This is a genomic window from Ferrigenium straubiae, from assembly GCF_051257895.1.
GTDB classification, from domain to species: Bacteria; Pseudomonadota; Gammaproteobacteria; order Burkholderiales; family Gallionellaceae; genus Gallionella; species Gallionella straubiae.
Genome location: NZ_CP194331.1, coordinates 1214504 through 1230939 on the forward strand (window position 1 = coordinate 1214504; position 16436 = coordinate 1230939).

Consider the following 16436-nt stretch of genomic DNA (forward strand, 5'->3'; position numbering starts at 1 on the left):
GGAAAGCGCATCGGCGTTTATCCGTCTATGGCGTAGGTGGTATGACGACTCCTGAGTCAGCGTTTGTCTGACAGCATCCGCGCAAGGGACGCAGTGGTGGCATCGGCAGGATAGATCATCCCGCGCGGCGGTAGAGACGGCTACTCCATGAGGTGTTTTTCGACGGCGTAGCGCATCAGTTCGGCGTTGTTGCGCAGTTGCATTTTTTCCAGGATGCGGCTGCGGTAGGTGCTGACTGTCTTCACGCTCAGGGCCAGGGCACCGGCGATTTCCGTGACCGTTCTGGCCGATGCGAGCAGCAGGAAAATCTGGAATTCGCGGTCCGACAGGGTTTCGTGCGGAAGCCTCCCATCCCGCGCGCCGAATTCGTTGGCGAGCATCTCGGCCACCGCCGGGCTGATGTACTTCTTGCCGGCCGCCACGCGGCGCACCGCCTCCATCACGACCTCCGGCGCGCTCTCCTTGGTCAGGTAGCCAGCCGCGCCTGCCTTGATCAGGCGCACGGCATACTGGTCTTCCGGGTAGATGCTGAGAATCAGGATCGGCAATTTCGGCTTTTCCTCATGAAGCCGCTTGAGCACGTCGATGCCGCTCAAACCGGGCATGGCAATATCGAGCAGCACCACGTCGCACTGGTTGGCGCGAATCCAGCGCAGCGCATCCGTGCCGTTGGTGTGTTCCGCCACGATTTCCATCTCGAGGCTCTCGTCCAGGATTTTCTTCAGCCCCTGGCGCACGATAGCGTGGTCGTCTGCGATCACGATGCGGATCATGTTTTTTCCTCTTTTTGATGATTGGCGGAGAGCGGCAAGGTCACCGCCACCTTGAGCCCGCCTTCGGGCCGGTTGTCGAACCTGATCTTGCCGCCTAGTTGCCCGACGCGCTCGAACATGCCGCGGATGCCGTAGGAATGCGGGGCAATGACATGCCCTCCCGGCATGCCACAGCCATTGTCCCTGATCTTCAGCATGACTTCTGTATCATCATGGTAGAAAACAACCTCCACCCTGGATGCGCCGGAATGCCGCAAAACGTTGGTCAACGCCTCCTGGAAGATGCGGAACAGCGCAATCGAGCGCTGCTTGTCCAGATCGCCCTTGTCCCCGATGCAGTTTACCCGGCAGACAATGCCGGTGCGTTTCTGGAATTGCGCGGCCTGCCATTCTATCGCCGCCAACAGGCCGAGATCGTCGAGGATGGTCGGGCGCAGTTCGGTAATGATGCGCCGCGTGGCGCCTACCGCATTATCGAGCAGCAGCGACATCGACTCGATGCGCTCCCGGAGCGGCTCCGACTCATTGCCTGCAGTCAGCCCGCGCGCCAGCCAGTAAATCTCCATTTTGATGGCCGTCAGCGTGCCGCCCAGATCGTCGTGAATTTCGCGTGCGATGCCGGCCTTCTCCTCCTCGCGCACGTATTGCAAGTGCGCGGAAAGGTCACGCAACTGGCGTTCCGCCAGCCTGCGCTCGGCGAAATGAGTCGCCAGCGCCATGCCGACGACGGACAGGATCGCCATGTATAGCCAGTAGTTGGTCAGTTGGGTTGCGGCGATATCATTGGCGAAAAAGCCGGTTCCATAATGCGCGCCCAGCAAGGCCTGTATAGACACCATCACCAGAGCGGCCACCGTTCCCCAGGTACCCAGGCGCACCGCCACCCAGGTGATGAACAGGAACATCACGTAGCCTTTGGCCACCAGGCCGATGCTGTCATGGAACCAGTCCAGGAAAACGGCCTGCCCGGCCAGGAACGTCAGCCCGAGCAGCAATGCGGCCACATGCACCCGTTGCATCTCCAGCCAGTCGTTTTTTTCAAGCCGCCAGACCAGAAACAGCGGGGCAATCAGGATGATGCCGAGCGCATCGCCCATCCACCAGTGAACCAGCCCCAGCAAAAAAGCTCCGGGCGCCAACAACCCGGAAGCCAGCAAGGCTGCGACCCCGACCAGGGCGCCGATGCCGCTGCCGGTGCCCCCAAGCACGACCAGCCGGAGGTAATCGCGCAACGAACGCAGGCGCGAATCGAACCTGCCGTCGCGCGTAATCAGCCAGGCCCCCAGAAGCGCCCCCAGCGTATTGCCCAGCGCAATGCCGGCAGCCGCCCCCAAAGGGTTGCCCGATATTAAGTTGACCAGGAATGCCCCGAGGAATATGCCCCAGGCATACCGCTTTCCGCCGATCAGCAGCACGACCAGAGCCCAGCCGCAGGCAGGCTCCAGAATGCGGATAGGGATGGGGCTTCCGAAATAGAAATTGGTAAGATGGGCAAGCAGCGCGTAGAGCGCCGCCGCGCCAAGCAGCTTCAGCAAATCAATCCAGCGGTGTTGGCTGTCTGAATGTAGCTCCTCGGTTTTCATGGGGTCAGGCGGTCATGCACCAGTTGAATCCGTTTTCATGAATCGGTAAGGCATACTTTGGCCGCGCATATTGCCGCGCCACGGTGCGTATTACAATAGCCGGCAATCATTTTCCGATTTTACGGGACCGCACCATGCAAAACCGATCCAACCTGACGATGTTGCGCGACAGGCTGCGCACCTTTGCCGCCGAACGCGACTGGGAACAGTTCCATTCGCCCAAAAACCTCAGCATGGCACTGATGGTGGAGGCCGCCGAACTGATGGAACATTTCCAGTGGCTGACCGAGGCGCAGTCGGCCGAACTACCCGCCGAAGACCGGCAGGCGGTCGGCGAGGAACTGGCCGATATCCTGTTGTACCTCGTGCGCCTGTCGGACCGGCTGGGCGTCGATTTGCATGAGGCCGCGCTGCACAAGCTGGAGAAGAATGCGGTGAAGTATCCGGCGGAACAGGTGCGCGGCAGCGCGAAGAAGCGCCCGGCCCGCTGAGGCGCAGCCTCTCCGCTTGCGATGGACGCTCCCCCGCCGATTTACCCCGCCATTCCGGGTTCGGCCCCCTAAGCGCCTGTCCCCGCAAAAAAATTTGCAAAAGCCTGTTTTAGCCACTAGAATGCGCGCCTTTCCGTTGTACCGAATTCTCTAGGAGTAGTCATGGCAAATAGCGCACAAGCCCGCAAGCGTGCACGTCAGGCAGTTAAACAGAATGCTCATAACAGCAGTCTGCGCTCGGAATTGCGCACTGCGATCAAGAAGGTTGTGAAGGCTATCGAAGCCGGCGACAAGGCTGCCGCGCAGGCCGTCTACAAGGATTCCGTGAGCACCGTGGACAGCATCGCCGACAAGAAGATCATCCACAAGAACAAGGCCGCCCGACACAAGAGCCGTCTTTCTGCGGCCATAAAGGCGATGGCATAAACGCCGCTTCGTTCTGATTTATCCCGACGAGCCGGCAGCAATGCCGGCTTGTTTGCTTTGTAGGGTCGTTTGGCTCAATATACGCCCTTCGTGAATGCTGAACGGCGGATGAATCCGCCGTCTTGTTTTTAGAGGTCTGTATGTCGCATGTGATGAACACTTACGCCCGGCTCCCCCTCGCCTTTTCGCATGGCGAAGGCGCGTGGCTGTGGGACACCGAAGGCAGGCGCTATCTGGACGCGCTGTCCGGCATCGCCGTGAACACGCTGGGGCACGCGCATCCACGCTTCACCGCCGCGCTGAACGAACAGATCGGCAAGCTGATCCACTGTTCCAATATCTACCAGGTGCGCGAGCAGGAGCTGCTCGCCGACAAGCTGTGCGGCCTGTCGGGCATGCAGGAAGTGTTCTTCTGCAACTCCGGCTGCGAGGCTAACGAAGCCGCGATCAAGCTGGCGCGCATGTATGGACACAAGCGGGACATCGAATCCCCCGTGATCATCGTGATGGAGAAGGCCTTCCACGGACGGACGCTGGCGACCCTTTCCGCTACCGGCAACCGCAAGGTGCAGGCGGGCTTCGAACCGCTGGTCAGCGGCTTCGTGCGCGTGCCCTACAACGATATTGAGGCGATCCGCCAGGTTGCGCAGCACAACAGCAACGTGGTTGCGGTGCTGGTCGAACCGATCCAGGGCGAAGGCGGCCTCCGTGCGCTGGACATCCATAACCTGCAGCAATTGCGGCAGATTTGCGACGAGCATGACTGGCTGCTGATGCTGGACGAAGTGCAATGCGGCATGGGCCGCACCGGCAAATGGTTCGCCTTCCAGCATGCCGGTATCCTGCCGGACGTGATGACGCTGGCCAAGGGGCTGGCTTCCGGCGTGCCGATCGGCGCGTGCCTCGCCGCGGGCAAGGCGGCCGGCACCTTCCAGCCGGGCAACCACGGCTCGACGTTCGGCGGCAACCCGCTGGCCTGCACGGCAGGGCTGACCACGCTGAACATCATCGAGCAGGACAAGCTGCTGGCGCATGCCGAGAGCCTCGGCCAGTTCATCCACGACGGGCTTGCGACTGCATTGAAGGACGTAAAAGGCGTCAGGAAAATCCGCGGGCAGGGGTTGATGCTCGGCATCGAGCTCGACAAGCCGTGCGGCGACCTCGTCAAGCTGGCGCTCGCCAGGGGGCTGCTGACCAACGTCACCGCCGACAACGTGATCCGCCTGCTGCCGGCGCTGGTGATGACCAGGGATGAGGCGCAGCAGATGCTCGACATCCTCTGCCCGCTGATCAAAGAATTCCTGCAATCCTGAACGGCGGCCCGCCATGCCAGCGACTAAATCACCGATCAAACACTTCTTGCAGTTCAAGGACTTCACCCGCGAGGAGTTCGAGTACCTGTTCGAGCGCACGCGCATCATCAAGGAGCGCTTCAAGCGCTACGAAAAGTACTGGCCGCTGGAAGACCGCACCCTGGTGATGATCTTCGAGAAGGCCAGCACGCGCACGCGCCTGTCGTTCGAGGCCGGCATGCACCAGCTCGGCGGCTCGGCGATCTACCTCAACACGCGCGACTCGCAACTCGGGCGCGGCGAGCCGGTGGAAGACGCCGGGCAGGTGATCTCGCGCATGAGCGACATCGTGATGATCCGCACCTTCGAGCAGGACATCATCGAGCGCTTTGCGGCCAACTCGCGCGTACCGGTGATCAACGGCCTGACCAACGAATACCACCCCTGCCAGGTGCTCGCCGACATCTACACCTGGATCGAGCAGCGCGGCTCTATCCGCGGCAAGACCGTGGCGTGGATCGGCGACTCGAACAACATGTGCAACACCTGGCTGCAGGCCGCCGAGGTGCTGGACTTCAACGTGCATGTCTCGACCCCGCCCGGCTATGAAGTCGAGCCGGAGCGCGCCGGGCTCTACGGCACCGACCACTTCGAGGAATTCGCCGATCCGATGGAAGCCGCGCGCGGCGCCGACCTCGTGACCACCGATGTGTGGACCTCGATGGGCTGGGAAGCAGAGAACGATGAGCGCCTGAAGGACTTCGCCGACTGGCAGGTGGACGCCGACATGATGCGCGTCGCCGCGCAGGACGCGCTGTTCATGCACTGCCTGCCCGCACACCGCGGCGAGGAAGTTGCGGCGGAAGTCATCGACGGCCCGCAGAGCGTGGTGTGGGACGAAGCTGAGAATAGACTGCATGTGCAGAAGGCGCTGATGGAATATCTACTGTTGGGCAAGATAAACAGTTAAATATGTAGGGTGGATAAGGCATTCAGTGCCGCGTCCACCGTCTGAATTGGTGGATGCGCTACGCTTATCCACCCTACGATGGAGAAACAAAAGAGCATGAGTGAAATCAAAAAAGCCGTCCTTGCCTACTCCGGCGGACTCGACACCTCGGTCATCCTCAAGTGGCTGCAAGACACCTATCAATGCGAAGTGGCGACCTTCACTGCCGACCTCGGTCAGGGCGAAGAGCTCGAACCCGCGCGCGCCAAGGCGCTGAAGATGGGCATCAAGCCGGAAAACATCTTCATCGACGACCTGCGCGAGGAATTCGTGCGCGACTTCGTGTTCCCGATGTTCCGCGCCAACACCATCTACGAGGGCGAATACCTGCTCGGCACTTCCATCGCGCGCCCGCTGATCGCCAAGCGCCTGATCGAGATCGCGAACAAGACCGGCGCGCAGGCCATCTCGCACGGCGCGACCGGCAAGGGCAACGACCAGGTGCGTTTCGAACTCGGCGCCTACGCGCTCAACCCGAATATCAGGATCATCGCGCCGTGGCGCGAGTGGGACCTGCTCTCGCGCGAGAAGCTCATGGCCTACGCCGAGAAGGCCGGCATCCCCATCGACATGAAGCACAAGCAGGGCGGCTCGCCCTACTCGATGGACGCGAACCTGCTGCACATCTCCTTCGAAGGCCGCCATCTGGAAGACCCCGCCGCCGAAGCCGAAGAGTCCATGTGGCGCTGGACCGTATCGCCGGAGAAGGCGCCGGATGCCGCCGAGTACCTGGATATCGAATTCGCCAACGGCGACATCGTCGCGCTGAACGGCAACCCCATGACACCCGCAGAGGTATTGCGCAATCTGAACACACTCGGCGGCAAGCACGGCATCGGTCGCCTCGACCTCGTGGAAAACCGCTACGTCGGCATGAAGTCGCGCGGCTGCTACGAGACCCCCGGCGGCACCATCATGCTCAAGGCGCACCGCGCCATCGAGTCGATCACGCTGGACCGCGAAGTCGCGCACCTCAAGGATGACCTGATGCCGCGCTACGCGAGCATGATCTACAACGGCTACTGGTGGAGTCCGGAGCGCAAGGCGCTGCAGACCCTGATCGACCACACCCAGCAGAGCGTGAACGGCTGGGTGCGCGTCAAGCTGTACAAGGGCAACGTGATCGTCGTCGGGCGCGACTCGAAGACCGACTCGCTGTTCGATTCGAGCATCGCCACTTTTGAAGACGACAAGGGCGCCTACGACCAGAAGGACGCGGCCGGTTTCATCAAGCTCAACGCGCTGCGCATGCGCATCGCGGCCAACCTGAAAAATCGCAAATAAGAGGAATCAACATGTCTGAGAGAATCGACAACGTCTCGGTTGGCAAGAAGGCCAACGTATTCTTCGACGGCAAGTGCGTGTCGCACTCGGTGTATTTCCCCGACGGCTCGCGCAAGACCGTCGGCGTGATCCTGCCGGGCGCGCAGCTTACCTTCAACGTCGGCGCGCCCGAACTCATGGAGATCACCGCCGGCGAATGCTCGGTGAAGATCGCCGGCGAGCCTGCGTTCAAGACCTATGCCGCCGGCAGCTCCTTCCGCGTCGCGGAGAACGGCAGCTTTGAAATCCATACCGGCGTGAGCACGGTGGATTACGTTTGTTCGTTTGGTTGAAACACACCCTCTCCCGCGCTAACGCGCACCCCTCTCCCGCAAGCGGGAGAGGGGCTGGGGGAGAGGGAACGCACGCTACAAGGAGTAAAAAACCATGCCATCTTTCGACATCGTTTCCGAAGTAGAAAAGACCGAGGTCAAGAACGCGGTCGAGCAAACCAACAAGGAAGTCGGCACGCGCTTCGACTTCAAGGGCTCGGACGCGCGCGTCGAGCAGGCCGAGCTCAAGCTCACCGTATGTGCCGACAACGAATTCCAGCTCGATCAGGTGCAGGACATCCTGAACGGCAAGCTGGCCAAGCGCGGCGTGGACATCAAGTGCCTGGAGATCAGCGACAAGATCGAAAAGGTCAGTGGCAACAAGGTGAAGCGCTCCTGCGAAGTGAAAGTCGGCGTGGAGATCGAGCTGGCGAAGAAGATCGTCAAGCTGCTCAAGGACAGCAAGATGAAGGTGCAGGCCAGTATCCAGGGCGACACCGTGCGCGTCACCGGCAAGAACCGCGACGACCTGCAAGCCGCCATCGCCTTCGTCAGGAAATCGATCACCGACTTCCCCTTGCAGTACCAGAATTTCCGCGACTGATATTTTCCCTACAGGACAATCGGACTGGATGATTGGTTGATTTTCCAAAGGAGACTGCCATGCCCAAAGTTCTCGTCATGCTCGCGCAAGGCTGCGAGGAAATCGAAGCCGTCACCACCATCGATATCCTGCGCCGCGCCGGCATCGAAGTGACCAGCGCGGGGCTGGACGACCTGCCGGTGCTCGCGAGCCGCGGCGTGATGCTGCTCGCGGATACCACGCTCGACCTCGCGCAGCATCAGGATTTCGACATGATCGTGTTGCCCGGCGGCCAGCCCGGCACCGACAACCTCAGGGCCGGCAAGCGCCTCACCGCGCTGCTGCAACAGATGGCGCGCCAGGACAAATATCTCGCCGCGATCTGTGCTGCACCCTCGGTGCTCGCCGCCGCCGGACTGCTCGACGGGCGCAAGGCTGCCTGCTACCCGACCTGCCTCGACGACTACCCCAATGTGAACCTGCAAAGCGCCGCCGTCGTGGAAGACGGCAAGATCATCACCTCGCGCGGCCCCGGCACGGCAATGGATTTCGCGCTGACCCTGGTGGAGCGGCTGGCCGGCAAGGCCAAGCGGGATGAAGTCGAAGCTGCACTCGTCCGCTGAATCGTCTCCTTGTTCAAGAAACTCCCGCCCGCCGTCGCCGCAGCGCTGCTGCAAATCACGGCATTCGCACTGACCCTGCTTGGCGTCCACCTTTTTGACCTGCAACCCTCTCCACTCGCTTTGGCATTGCTGTGCGGCGCCTACGCCGCGACCCTCGGCCGCCTCGCCGGGCTGGCGGGCTGGTGGCTGCCGATCCAGTTCGCCTTCGCCCCGGCACTGGTGCTGGTGCTCGCGCTCGACATCCCGCCCGATTATTTCCTCGCCGCCTTCCTCATCCTGCTCGCGGTGTACGGGAGCACCTTCCGCACCCAGGTGCCGCTCTATCTCTCCAGCGACAAGGTGTGGCACGCGCTGGAATCCTTCCTCCCCTCTCCCGCGAGCGGGAGAGGAGCCGGGGGAGAGGGGAATGGTGATGGCAAACCAAATTTCCACTTCATCGATCTCGGCTCCGGCCTCGGCGGCGTGCTGACCCACCTCGCGCGCGTGCGCCCGGACGGGCGCTACACCGGCGTCGAATCCGCCCCGCTGCCCTGCCTCGCAAGCTGGCTGCGCATCCGCCTCGGCGGCCATCGCAACTGCAAAGTACACTGGGGCAGCCTGTGGAACTGCGACCTTTCTCAATATGACGTGGTGTACGCCTACCTCTCGCCCGTGCCGATGGAGCGCCTGTGGCAGAAGGCACGCACCGAGATGCGCCCCGGCAGCGTGTTCGTCAGCAGCACCTTCGCCGTGCCGGAGCAGACCCCGCACGAGACCGTGCAGGTGGACGACCTGCACCGCTCCACGCTGCTGGTGTGGCGCATGTAACCAAACACCCATTGCCGCACCCACGTTCCGAATCCCCATTGACGACAGTCTCATTGAGTACATTCTCAACTCCACCCCTTCACATTGACACGGCGTAGCCGGTGGGCTACAGTTACCCCATGATCGAAATTCGTAAAACCGAAAAGTATGCTCAGTGGCTCGATGGTCTCCGTAACATTAACGCGCGTGCGCGCATTCAAGCTCGAATCGAGCGTTTGGCAACTGGAAATGCCGGAGACGTTAAGCCAGTGGGCGAAGGAGTCTCAGAACTGAGAATCGATTATGGTCCGGGCTACCGGGTTTATTTCACAAAGCGTGGGCGGGAGTTGGTGATCCTGCTGGCCGGGGGTGACAAAAGCACTCAAGCTGCCGACATCAAAGCTGCATTGCGCCTCGCACACAACCTTTAGGAGCACATGATGACCAAAACCATTACTACTCGTTACGATATTGCCGAACATCTTCGCACTCCCGAAGAGATGGCGGCCTACCTGGAGGCGTGCCTTGAGGAGGCCGATGGCGATGCGGCATTCATTGCCAAGGCGCTGGGAGATATTGCTCGCGCCAAAGGTATGACCCAAGTGGCTCGCGATGCGGGTTTATCTCGTGAAAGCCTTTACAAGGCGCTCTCCGGGGAGCGCAGCCCGGATTTCGACACCATCCTCAAGGTCGTTGGTGCGTTGGGTCTGAAGCTGCATGCCGAAGCAGCGCATGGCTGATTCCAATGTCCACGGCGCTAGGCCGAATTATCTAGGCATTTCGGCATATTGTTCGGGAAGGGAGAATCGCGTAAGGTGCCGGGCAATATTTTTCTCGATAGTTCTTGAAAGTGCCTTTCCCGGCATTTTTTAGGGTGTCTATTTCATGTTATGCCCAAAACAACACAGGTGAGCTATAGCCATGACGCAAACAATTAATATCGAATGCATATCGCCAGAAGACGCCAGTGTGTTGAGAGGGGCGCTAAGTCTGCTTGTGGGCGTTGACGTTGAACCCGAGTTGATGCTCAAAGCCGGCCCGCGAGATTACAAAAAAGTTGTTTCATTCATTGCTATTGCGGCAGCTATCACTGCTTGCGCAGCAGCTATCGTTGCCGAGCTTTCTGCGCTCGGATACAAAAATATTTCCATCAATGGCAAGGTTGTCATGCTTTCGGTATTTTCTATTGAAGGCGCGCTTAATGCCACTAATGGCAAAGAAGCAGGCAACACAAAAAATAATGGCAACAGCAATGCCAATGGGGTCAATCGTGATTAAAAAGTTAATTTGTATTGTGTCTATTTTTCGCAATCAGCATAACCCTGCGCTCAAAAGGGGCGCGGGGAACGGCATGGCTTTTCAATCAGAGCTTGGGAGCGCCGCGCCCCTTAGCTCCACGCTGGGCATACAAGGAATCCTATGACACACTACAAAACTTTTGAGTATCAGTTTGATGATGGCACAAAAACAACCGCATGCGCGGTGGTTGCCGCTCACAACATGGGGAAAGGGATATTAATAGAGTTTGCATCGCCGAAAAACTCGACCATGAGAAAAATAAAATTTGTAGCTGACGCAAGAGCCCCGAACTCGCTCGCACTCGCAAGCAGCCTGAGTAACGAAAAATTCGTTGCGTATGCCATCCAGAAATTTCTAGCCGAAAAATGGGGAGATCGCTTATCTAGGGTTAATGTTGCTTCAGAAACGATTCACATCGAATCCATTGTATTGGAGTAACAAGATGATCCGATACCCTCTTATATCAATTTCAATTATTGCAGTTGCCGTGGCCGTAGCAGCATGTACAAAAGCTGACGATACGCAAAAGACTGCCAACAGCAATGCTCCCACGCCCGTTTCATCAACAGTTGAACTGAAAACAGAGAAACCACTTGATCCCTTGTTTGCCGACGCCAAGTCATGTTTGAAGGAATGTATTGGCCAACTTCCGAATTACGACAGCCCAGATACAGAGTTTGCGATTCCAAGAAAATTTAGCGACTTCCTGAAAGGAACAGATTATGGACAGGATCGCTTCCTTAACTTACTTGAGCAAATGCCTCCAGACTTCATGAAATTTGGCGTCATTGGCCCAGATGAACACCCTGGACTAGAAATGTCGGGCTGGATTTCGCACCGGCTAGAACGCAATGGTACCCCAATCTATATCTACACTCATGTTGGACTTCCAGAGGGAGTTCCCCTACGGCGAAGAGCAGGTAGCTTAATCGTTGCTGTCAATCCAAAAACGAAGGAAATGGCCACAGTGTTCAATGGTGAACAAGATTTGAGCCATTATATTTTTGTCGGAAGCTCGAATCTTCTTTCGTTCATAGTTGCATATATTTCTGCCTCTGAGGCGGAAACTGAGAAAGCCTATAAGATCAGCAGCACGCAGCAAACTGAAATTCTAGTATTCCCGATCCCCAATGATCGGATTGTTGACGTCGAACGTCGCCTTATCTATCTGAATTCAATTTACAGAAACGGTGAAATTACAGGGGCATACTCTGCCTATAATGCCGGAGAGGCGCTACGAAAAGTGCCCCATGAAAAACAGTGGTGGGTCGCAAATAGCTCATTCACCGAATGCTTTGAAAGCGGTGGGCCTGCTGCAAAGCTTGATGAGTTCGAGGGCTTCACCGACAAGCCACGTACACAGGATTACCGTAATTCAAGCGGCAACCTCGCCAAGGTTGAAGTCATTAATGCGACTGGCAGTGGACAAGAAACTGTATGGACCTACTACAAAGAAAAATCCCAGTGTGAAGCTGAGCAAGTCAACGCAACAAAATCACTCGCAGACAGATACCGATAGTTGGTCGTAACAGTAGACTGGGACATCCTTACAACTCGGGATTAAAGACACCGGAGTCAAATTGTTTTTTGCAGAAGGAAGTATGTAAATTCCATCCGGCAGATAGCTTTGCATAGCCATCTGACTAAGTGATCAAACAACGCTCGCCAAGTCATTGGTTAACGCTACGTTAATCCGCCCTACATCCTGCCAGCCTTCCCCCGGCGAAGGTGCAACAGCGAAGCCAGCGCCCCCGACAGGACGCCCGCCTTATCCTTACCACCTCGGGGCAATAGCCAGCGCCCCGCATCGGGACTACAATCCGCCCAACCTCCCGACAGGAGCAAGCCATGCCGCGCCACCTTGCCTCCGATGTCCCCCTTCGCGAAGCCTGGGCCTGGGCGATGTACGACTTCGCCAATTCCGGCTACACCACCATCGTCATCACCGCGATCTTCAATGCCTATTTCGTCGCGGTGGTGGCGCAGGATGCGCCCTGGGCGACGCTCGCCTGGACGCTGTCGCTCGCGGCTTCCTACGCACTCATCATGCTGACCGCGCCGCTGCTGGGCGCGTATGCCGACGCCTATGCCGCGAAGAAGCGCCTGCTTCTCGTCACCACGGCTGGCTGCGTGCTGTTCACCGCCGCGCTCGCCTTCGCCGGGCCGGGCGGGCTGTGGCTCGCGATTTCGCTGATCGTGCTCTCCAACTTTTTCTACGGCAGCGGCGAGAACCTGATCGCCGCCTTCCTGCCGGAGCTCGCGCGCGAGGACGCCATCGGCAGCGTCTCGGGCTGGGGCTGGAGCCTCGGCTACGTAGGCGGGCTGGTGAGCCTCGGCGCCTGCCTCGCCTACGTGAGCTGGGCGCAGGCGCGCGGCGAGACTGCCGCCGACTTCGTGCCCGTCACCATGCTGATCACGGCGGCGCTGTTCGCCGCGGCGAGCCTGCCGACCTTCCTGATCCTGAGAGAGCGCGCGCAACCCCAGCCGCACCTCGCGGGAAAGAACATGGCGCAGGAAGCTTTCGCGCGGCTCGCGCACACCGTGCGCCATGCGGCCCACTACCGCGATCTGCGGCGCTTCCTCGCCTGCACGGTGTTCTACCAGGCGGGCATCCAGGCGGTGGTCACGCTCGCCGCGATCTACGCGCAGCAGGTGATGCACTTCACCACGCAGCAGACGCTGATGCTGATCTTCGTAGTCAACATCACCGCCGCGCTCGGCGCCTTCGCCTTCGGCCACCTGCAGGACCGCATCGGCCACGTGCAGGCGATCGCATTGACGCTGCTCGGCTGGCTGGTCATGGTGGGAATGGCCTGGGCGGCGGAAGGGCCTGAATTATTCTGGGCGGCGGCCAACCTCGCGGGCCTATGTATGGGCGCGAGCCAGTCGGCGGGGCGCGCGCTGGTGGGGCTGTTCTCCCCGGCCACGCGCCGCGCGGAATTCTTCGGCCTGTGGGGGCTGGCGGTGAAGCTCTCCGCGATTCTCGGCCCCGTGACCTACGGGCTGGTGAGCTGGCTCACGCAGGGCGACCACCGCCTCGCGATCCTGATCACCGGCAGCTACTTCCTGGTCGGGCTGCTGATCCTCGCGGGGGTGGATGCCAAACGCGGCTGCAACGCGGCGCTGGAGCAGGGAGAACGGACTTGAACGAACCAAGAGAACTATCCACAGACACGTCCGGCGCGCTGCTGGAGACCGTGCGCCGCCTCGTCGCCGAGACGCACACCCGCTCCTGGGGGAAGGTTGCGGTCACGCTGGACAGCTCCCTCGAGAAAGACCTCGGGCTGGATAGCCTCGGGCGCGTGGAGCTGCTGATGCGCGTCGAGCGCGCGTTCGGCGTCACCCTCCCCGAGCACCTGCTCGCCAGCGCCGAGACGCCGCGCGACCTGCTGGGGGCGGTGCTGGCCGCCTCCCCCGCGATGCCCGCAACGCCCATGCCGCGCGGCGCGGCGCCGGAGCGCGTGGAGTCCGAGCCCTCCGCCGCGCTCACGCTGACCGAGATGCTCGACTGGCATGTGCGCGCCCACCCGGAGCGCACCCACATCGTCCTGCTCGACGAGGCGGGCGGGGAAACGCCGGTCAGCTACGCCGAACTTCAGGAGGGCGCGGCGCAGGTCGCCGCCGGCCTGCTGGAGCGAGGCCTGCAGCCCGGCCAGTCAGTGTCCATCATGCTGCCGACCGGGCGCGACTACTTCCGCTGCTTCTTCGGCGTGCTGCTCGCGGGCGGCGTACCCGTGCCGATCTACCCGCCGACGCGCCCCTCGCAGATCGAGGACCACCTGCGCCGCCACGCGGGCATCCTCTCCAACGCGCTCGCCGCGATGCTGGTCACGGTGCCGGAGGCCAAGGCCGTGGCGCGCCTGCTGCAGGCGCAGGTGGAGACGCTGCGCGCGGTGCTCACCGTGGAGGAGCTCACGCACTCGGGCAAGGCGCCGGGCTATGCGCTCCAGCCGGGACAGATCGCGCTCTTGCAATACACCTCGGGCAGCACCGCGAGCCCCAAGGGCGTCGCCCTCACCCACGCCAACCTGCTCGCCAACATCCGCGCGATGGGACAGGCGGCGGAGGTCGGCTCCACCGACGTGTTCGTGAGCTGGCTGCCGCTCTACCACGACATGGGGCTGATCGGCGCGTGGCTCGGCAGCCTCTATCACGCCATGCCGTTCGCGGTGATGTCGCCGCTCTCCTTCCTCGCGCGCCCCGAGCGCTGGCTGTGGGCGATGCACAAGCACCGCGGCACGTTCTCGGCCTCGCCCAACTTCGGCTACGAGCTTTGCCTGCGCAAGATTCCCGACGAGGCGATCGAGGGGCTGGACCTCTCGGGCTGGCGCTGGGCGTTCAACGGCGCGGAGCCGGTCAGCCCGGATACCCTGGAAAATTTCGCGCGGCGCTTCGAGCGCTACGGCCTGCGCCGCGAGGCGCTCGCGCCGGTGTACGGGCTCGCGGAATGCTCGGTGGGACTCGCCTTCCCGCCGCCGATGCGCGGGCCGCTGGTCGACCGCATCAGCCGCGAGCGCTTCGCGCGCTCCGGCCGCGCCGAGCCCGCAACGGATGAGAAGGACGCGTTGCGCTTCGTCGCCTGCGGCCGCCCGCTGCCCGGCCACCAGATCCGCGTCGTCGATGCCACGGGGCGCGAGGTCGCCGAGCGCGTCGAAGGGCGGCTGGAATTCAAGGGCCCTTCCGCGACCGCAGGCTACTTCCGCAACCCGGAGCAGAACCGCCTGCTGTTCCGCGATGGCTGGCTCGATTCCGGCGACTACGCCTATTTCGCCGAGGGCGACGTCTACCTCACCGGCCGCGCGAAAGACATCGTGATCCGCGCGGGGCGCAACATCTATCCCCACGAACTGGAGGAGGCCGTGGGCAACCTCCCCGGCGTGCGCCGCGGCTGTGTGGCGGTGTTCGGCAGCCCCGACCCAGTGAGCGGCACCGAGCGGCTGGTGGTGATGGCCGAGACGCGCGAGGCCGAAAAGCAAAAACGCGAGGAGCTACGCGGCCGCATCAACGCGCTGACCCTCGACATGCTGGGCACGCCCGCAGACGACATCGTGCTCGCCCCGCTGCACGGCGTGCTCAAGACCTCCAGCGGCAAGATCCGCCGCGCGGCCTGCCACGAGCTCTACGAACAGGGCGCGGCGCCCGAGCGCGCGGTGTGGTGGCAGGTGATGCGGGTCGCGTGGGCCGGGCTGCTGCCCGAGCTGCGCCGCGCGGGCCGCGTGGCGGCCGACCTGCTCTACGCGGGCTGGGTGTGGTCGCTGTTCTGGCTGCTCGCGCCGCTGACCTGGCTCGCGGCCGCGCTGCTGCCGCGCCCCGCCTGGGGCTGGGCGGCGAGCCGCGCGAGCGCGCGCCTCTATGCGCGCCTCACGGGCACGCCGCTCGCGGTGCAGGGGCTGGAGAATCTGCCTGCCACGCCCTGCGTGCTCGCGGCCAACCACGCGAGCTACCTCGACGGCATCGTGATGGTCGCGGCGCTGCCGATTGAGGGCAGGCAGTATGGTTTCGTCGCGAAGAAGGAGCTGCTCGACAAGTTCGTTCCGCGCACCTACCTGCAGCACATCGGCACAAACTTCGTCGAGCGTTTCGATCCGCAGCAGGGCGCGGCGGACGTGCAGGTGGTCGCGGCCTCGCTGCGCGCGGGGCGCTGCCCGGTGTTCTTCCCGGAGGGAACCTTCGACCGCAACCCCGGCCTGCTGCCGTTCCGCATGGGCGCCTTCGTGGTGGCCGCCGAGGCGGACGTGCCGGTCGTGCCGGTCGTGATCCGCGGCACGCGCTCCATGCTGCGCGCCGACCACTGGTTCCCGCGCCGCGGCGCCATCTCGGTCACTATCGGCGCACCCGTCGCACCGGACGGCAACGACTGGACCGCGGCGATCCGCCTGCGCGACGCGGTGCGCGCGGAAATCCTGGGCTTATGCGGGGAACCCGACCTCGTGCGGGGGGAGAAGCCGCCGGTTCAGGCGCGGTGAAGGCTCGATG

The 16436-nt window shown here is 61.8% G+C and carries 18 protein-coding genes; 16 read left to right on the top strand and 2 right to left on the bottom strand.

Annotated elements, in window-relative coordinates; genetic code table 11:
• Positions 1-140: 140 nt before the first annotated feature.
• On the bottom strand, positions 141-773 hold the full coding sequence (locus ACRRNM_RS05650; RefSeq protein ID WP_435627263.1) for a response regulator: 633 nt from the start codon (positions 771-773) through the stop codon (positions 141-143).
• Complete coding sequence (locus ACRRNM_RS05655; RefSeq protein WP_435627264.1) at positions 770-2356, bottom strand: sensor histidine kinase; 1587 nt, start codon at positions 2354-2356, stop codon at positions 770-772. The genes ACRRNM_RS05650 and ACRRNM_RS05655 overlap by 4 nt, the downstream gene beginning before the upstream one ends.
• A 134-nt stretch (positions 2357-2490) precedes the next feature.
• On the opposite strand from ACRRNM_RS05655, the gene ACRRNM_RS05660 reads away from it, so the two are divergent.
• From ACRRNM_RS05660 to ACRRNM_RS05735, 16 genes are all read left to right on the top strand, one after another.
• Positions 2491-2847, top strand: coding sequence for a nucleotide pyrophosphohydrolase (locus ACRRNM_RS05660; RefSeq protein WP_435627265.1), 357 nt, complete (start codon positions 2491-2493; stop codon positions 2845-2847).
• Positions 2848-3009: 162 nt separating this feature from the next.
• Entirely contained in the window at positions 3010-3273 is a 264-nt protein-coding gene (gene rpsT, locus ACRRNM_RS05665; RefSeq protein WP_435627266.1) for a 30S ribosomal protein S20, read from the top strand.
• 140 nt (positions 3274-3413) lie between these two features.
• Positions 3414-4586, top strand: coding sequence for an aspartate aminotransferase family protein (locus tag ACRRNM_RS05670; protein WP_435627267.1), 1173 nt, complete (start codon positions 3414-3416; stop codon positions 4584-4586).
• A 13-nt stretch (positions 4587-4599) separates the two neighbouring features.
• Complete coding sequence (gene argF / locus ACRRNM_RS05675) at positions 4600-5535, top strand: ornithine carbamoyltransferase (protein ID WP_435627268.1); 936 nt, start codon at positions 4600-4602, stop codon at positions 5533-5535.
• Between the two features lie 96 nt (positions 5536-5631).
• Positions 5632-6858: an argininosuccinate synthase gene (locus tag ACRRNM_RS05680; protein WP_435627269.1), complete on the top strand. Its 1227-nt coding sequence runs from the start codon at positions 5632-5634 to the stop codon at positions 6856-6858.
• An 11-nt stretch (positions 6859-6869) separates the two neighbouring features.
• Positions 6870-7190, top strand: a complete 321-nt coding sequence (locus ACRRNM_RS05685; protein ID WP_435627270.1) for a pyrimidine/purine nucleoside phosphorylase — start codon at positions 6870-6872, stop codon at positions 7188-7190.
• A 94-nt stretch (positions 7191-7284) separates the two neighbouring features.
• The gene (locus ACRRNM_RS05690) at positions 7285-7773 is read left to right on the top strand and encodes a YajQ family cyclic di-GMP-binding protein (RefSeq protein WP_435627271.1); all 489 of its coding nucleotides are present in this window, start codon (positions 7285-7287) and stop codon (positions 7771-7773) included.
• Positions 7774-7832: 59 nt separating this feature from the next.
• Positions 7833-8375, top strand: a complete 543-nt coding sequence (locus ACRRNM_RS05695; protein WP_435627272.1) for a DJ-1 family glyoxalase III — start codon at positions 7833-7835, stop codon at positions 8373-8375.
• 9 nt (positions 8376-8384) lie between these two features.
• Positions 8385-9182 (top strand): class I SAM-dependent methyltransferase, encoded by a 798-nt coding sequence (locus tag ACRRNM_RS05700; RefSeq protein ID WP_435627273.1) that lies wholly within the window; start codon positions 8385-8387, stop codon positions 9180-9182.
• 119 nt (positions 9183-9301) lie between these two features.
• Positions 9302-9592, top strand: a complete 291-nt coding sequence (locus ACRRNM_RS05705) for a type II toxin-antitoxin system RelE/ParE family toxin (RefSeq protein ID WP_435627274.1) — start codon at positions 9302-9304, stop codon at positions 9590-9592.
• Between the two features lie 6 nt (positions 9593-9598).
• A complete protein-coding gene (locus ACRRNM_RS05710; protein WP_435627275.1) occupies positions 9599-9901 on the top strand; it encodes an addiction module antidote protein in 303 nt (100 codons plus the stop codon).
• Between the two features lie 181 nt (positions 9902-10082).
• A complete protein-coding gene (locus ACRRNM_RS05715; RefSeq protein ID WP_435627276.1) occupies positions 10083-10439 on the top strand; it encodes a hypothetical protein in 357 nt (118 codons plus the stop codon).
• A 141-nt stretch (positions 10440-10580) separates the two neighbouring features.
• Positions 10581-10898 carry a hypothetical protein gene (locus ACRRNM_RS05720; protein WP_435627277.1) on the top strand — a complete coding sequence of 106 codons (318 nt, stop codon included), beginning with the start codon at positions 10581-10583 and terminating at the stop codon, positions 10896-10898.
• A 4-nt stretch (positions 10899-10902) separates the two neighbouring features.
• Complete coding sequence (locus ACRRNM_RS05725) at positions 10903-11979, top strand: hypothetical protein (RefSeq protein ID WP_435627278.1); 1077 nt, start codon at positions 10903-10905, stop codon at positions 11977-11979.
• A 329-nt stretch (positions 11980-12308) separates the two neighbouring features.
• A complete protein-coding gene (locus ACRRNM_RS05730) occupies positions 12309-13607 on the top strand; it encodes an MFS transporter (protein ID WP_435627279.1) in 1299 nt (432 codons plus the stop codon).
• Positions 13604-16426 (top strand): AMP-binding protein, encoded by a 2823-nt coding sequence (locus tag ACRRNM_RS05735; protein ID WP_435627280.1) that lies wholly within the window; start codon positions 13604-13606, stop codon positions 16424-16426. The genes ACRRNM_RS05730 and ACRRNM_RS05735 overlap by 4 nt, the downstream gene beginning before the upstream one ends.
• Positions 16427-16436 lie beyond the last annotated feature (10 nt).

Bases quoted from the DNA above. Each gene is read 5' to 3' on its own strand.
- ACRRNM_RS05655 (WP_435627264.1), bottom strand. From the start codon at position 2,356: ATGAAAACCGAGGAGCTACATTCAGACAGCCAACACCGCTGGATTGAT.
- argF (WP_435627268.1), top strand. From the start codon at position 4,600: ATGCCAGCGACTAAATCACCGATCAAACACTTCTTGCAGTTCAAGGAC.
- ACRRNM_RS05710 (WP_435627275.1), top strand. From the start codon at position 9,599: ATGATGACCAAAACCATTACTACTCGTTACGATATTGCCGAACATCTT.
- rpsT (WP_435627266.1), top strand. From the start codon at position 3,010: ATGGCAAATAGCGCACAAGCCCGCAAGCGTGCACGTCAGGCAGTTAAA.
- ACRRNM_RS05695 (WP_435627272.1), top strand. From the start codon at position 7,833: ATGCCCAAAGTTCTCGTCATGCTCGCGCAAGGCTGCGAGGAAATCGAA.
- ACRRNM_RS05715 (WP_435627276.1), top strand. From the start codon at position 10,083: ATGACGCAAACAATTAATATCGAATGCATATCGCCAGAAGACGCCAGT.
- ACRRNM_RS05670 (WP_435627267.1), top strand. From the start codon at position 3,414: ATGTCGCATGTGATGAACACTTACGCCCGGCTCCCCCTCGCCTTTTCG.
- ACRRNM_RS05680 (WP_435627269.1), top strand. From the start codon at position 5,632: ATGAGTGAAATCAAAAAAGCCGTCCTTGCCTACTCCGGCGGACTCGAC.
- ACRRNM_RS05730 (WP_435627279.1), top strand. From the start codon at position 12,309: ATGCCGCGCCACCTTGCCTCCGATGTCCCCCTTCGCGAAGCCTGGGCC.
- ACRRNM_RS05660 (WP_435627265.1), top strand. From the start codon at position 2,491: ATGCAAAACCGATCCAACCTGACGATGTTGCGCGACAGGCTGCGCACC.
- ACRRNM_RS05690 (WP_435627271.1), top strand. From the start codon at position 7,285: ATGCCATCTTTCGACATCGTTTCCGAAGTAGAAAAGACCGAGGTCAAG.
- ACRRNM_RS05725 (WP_435627278.1), top strand. From the start codon at position 10,903: ATGATCCGATACCCTCTTATATCAATTTCAATTATTGCAGTTGCCGTG.
- ACRRNM_RS05650 (WP_435627263.1), bottom strand. From the start codon at position 773: ATGATCCGCATCGTGATCGCAGACGACCACGCTATCGTGCGCCAGGGG.
- ACRRNM_RS05685 (WP_435627270.1), top strand. From the start codon at position 6,870: ATGTCTGAGAGAATCGACAACGTCTCGGTTGGCAAGAAGGCCAACGTA.
- ACRRNM_RS05720 (WP_435627277.1), top strand. From the start codon at position 10,581: ATGACACACTACAAAACTTTTGAGTATCAGTTTGATGATGGCACAAAA.
- ACRRNM_RS05705 (WP_435627274.1), top strand. From the start codon at position 9,302: ATGATCGAAATTCGTAAAACCGAAAAGTATGCTCAGTGGCTCGATGGT.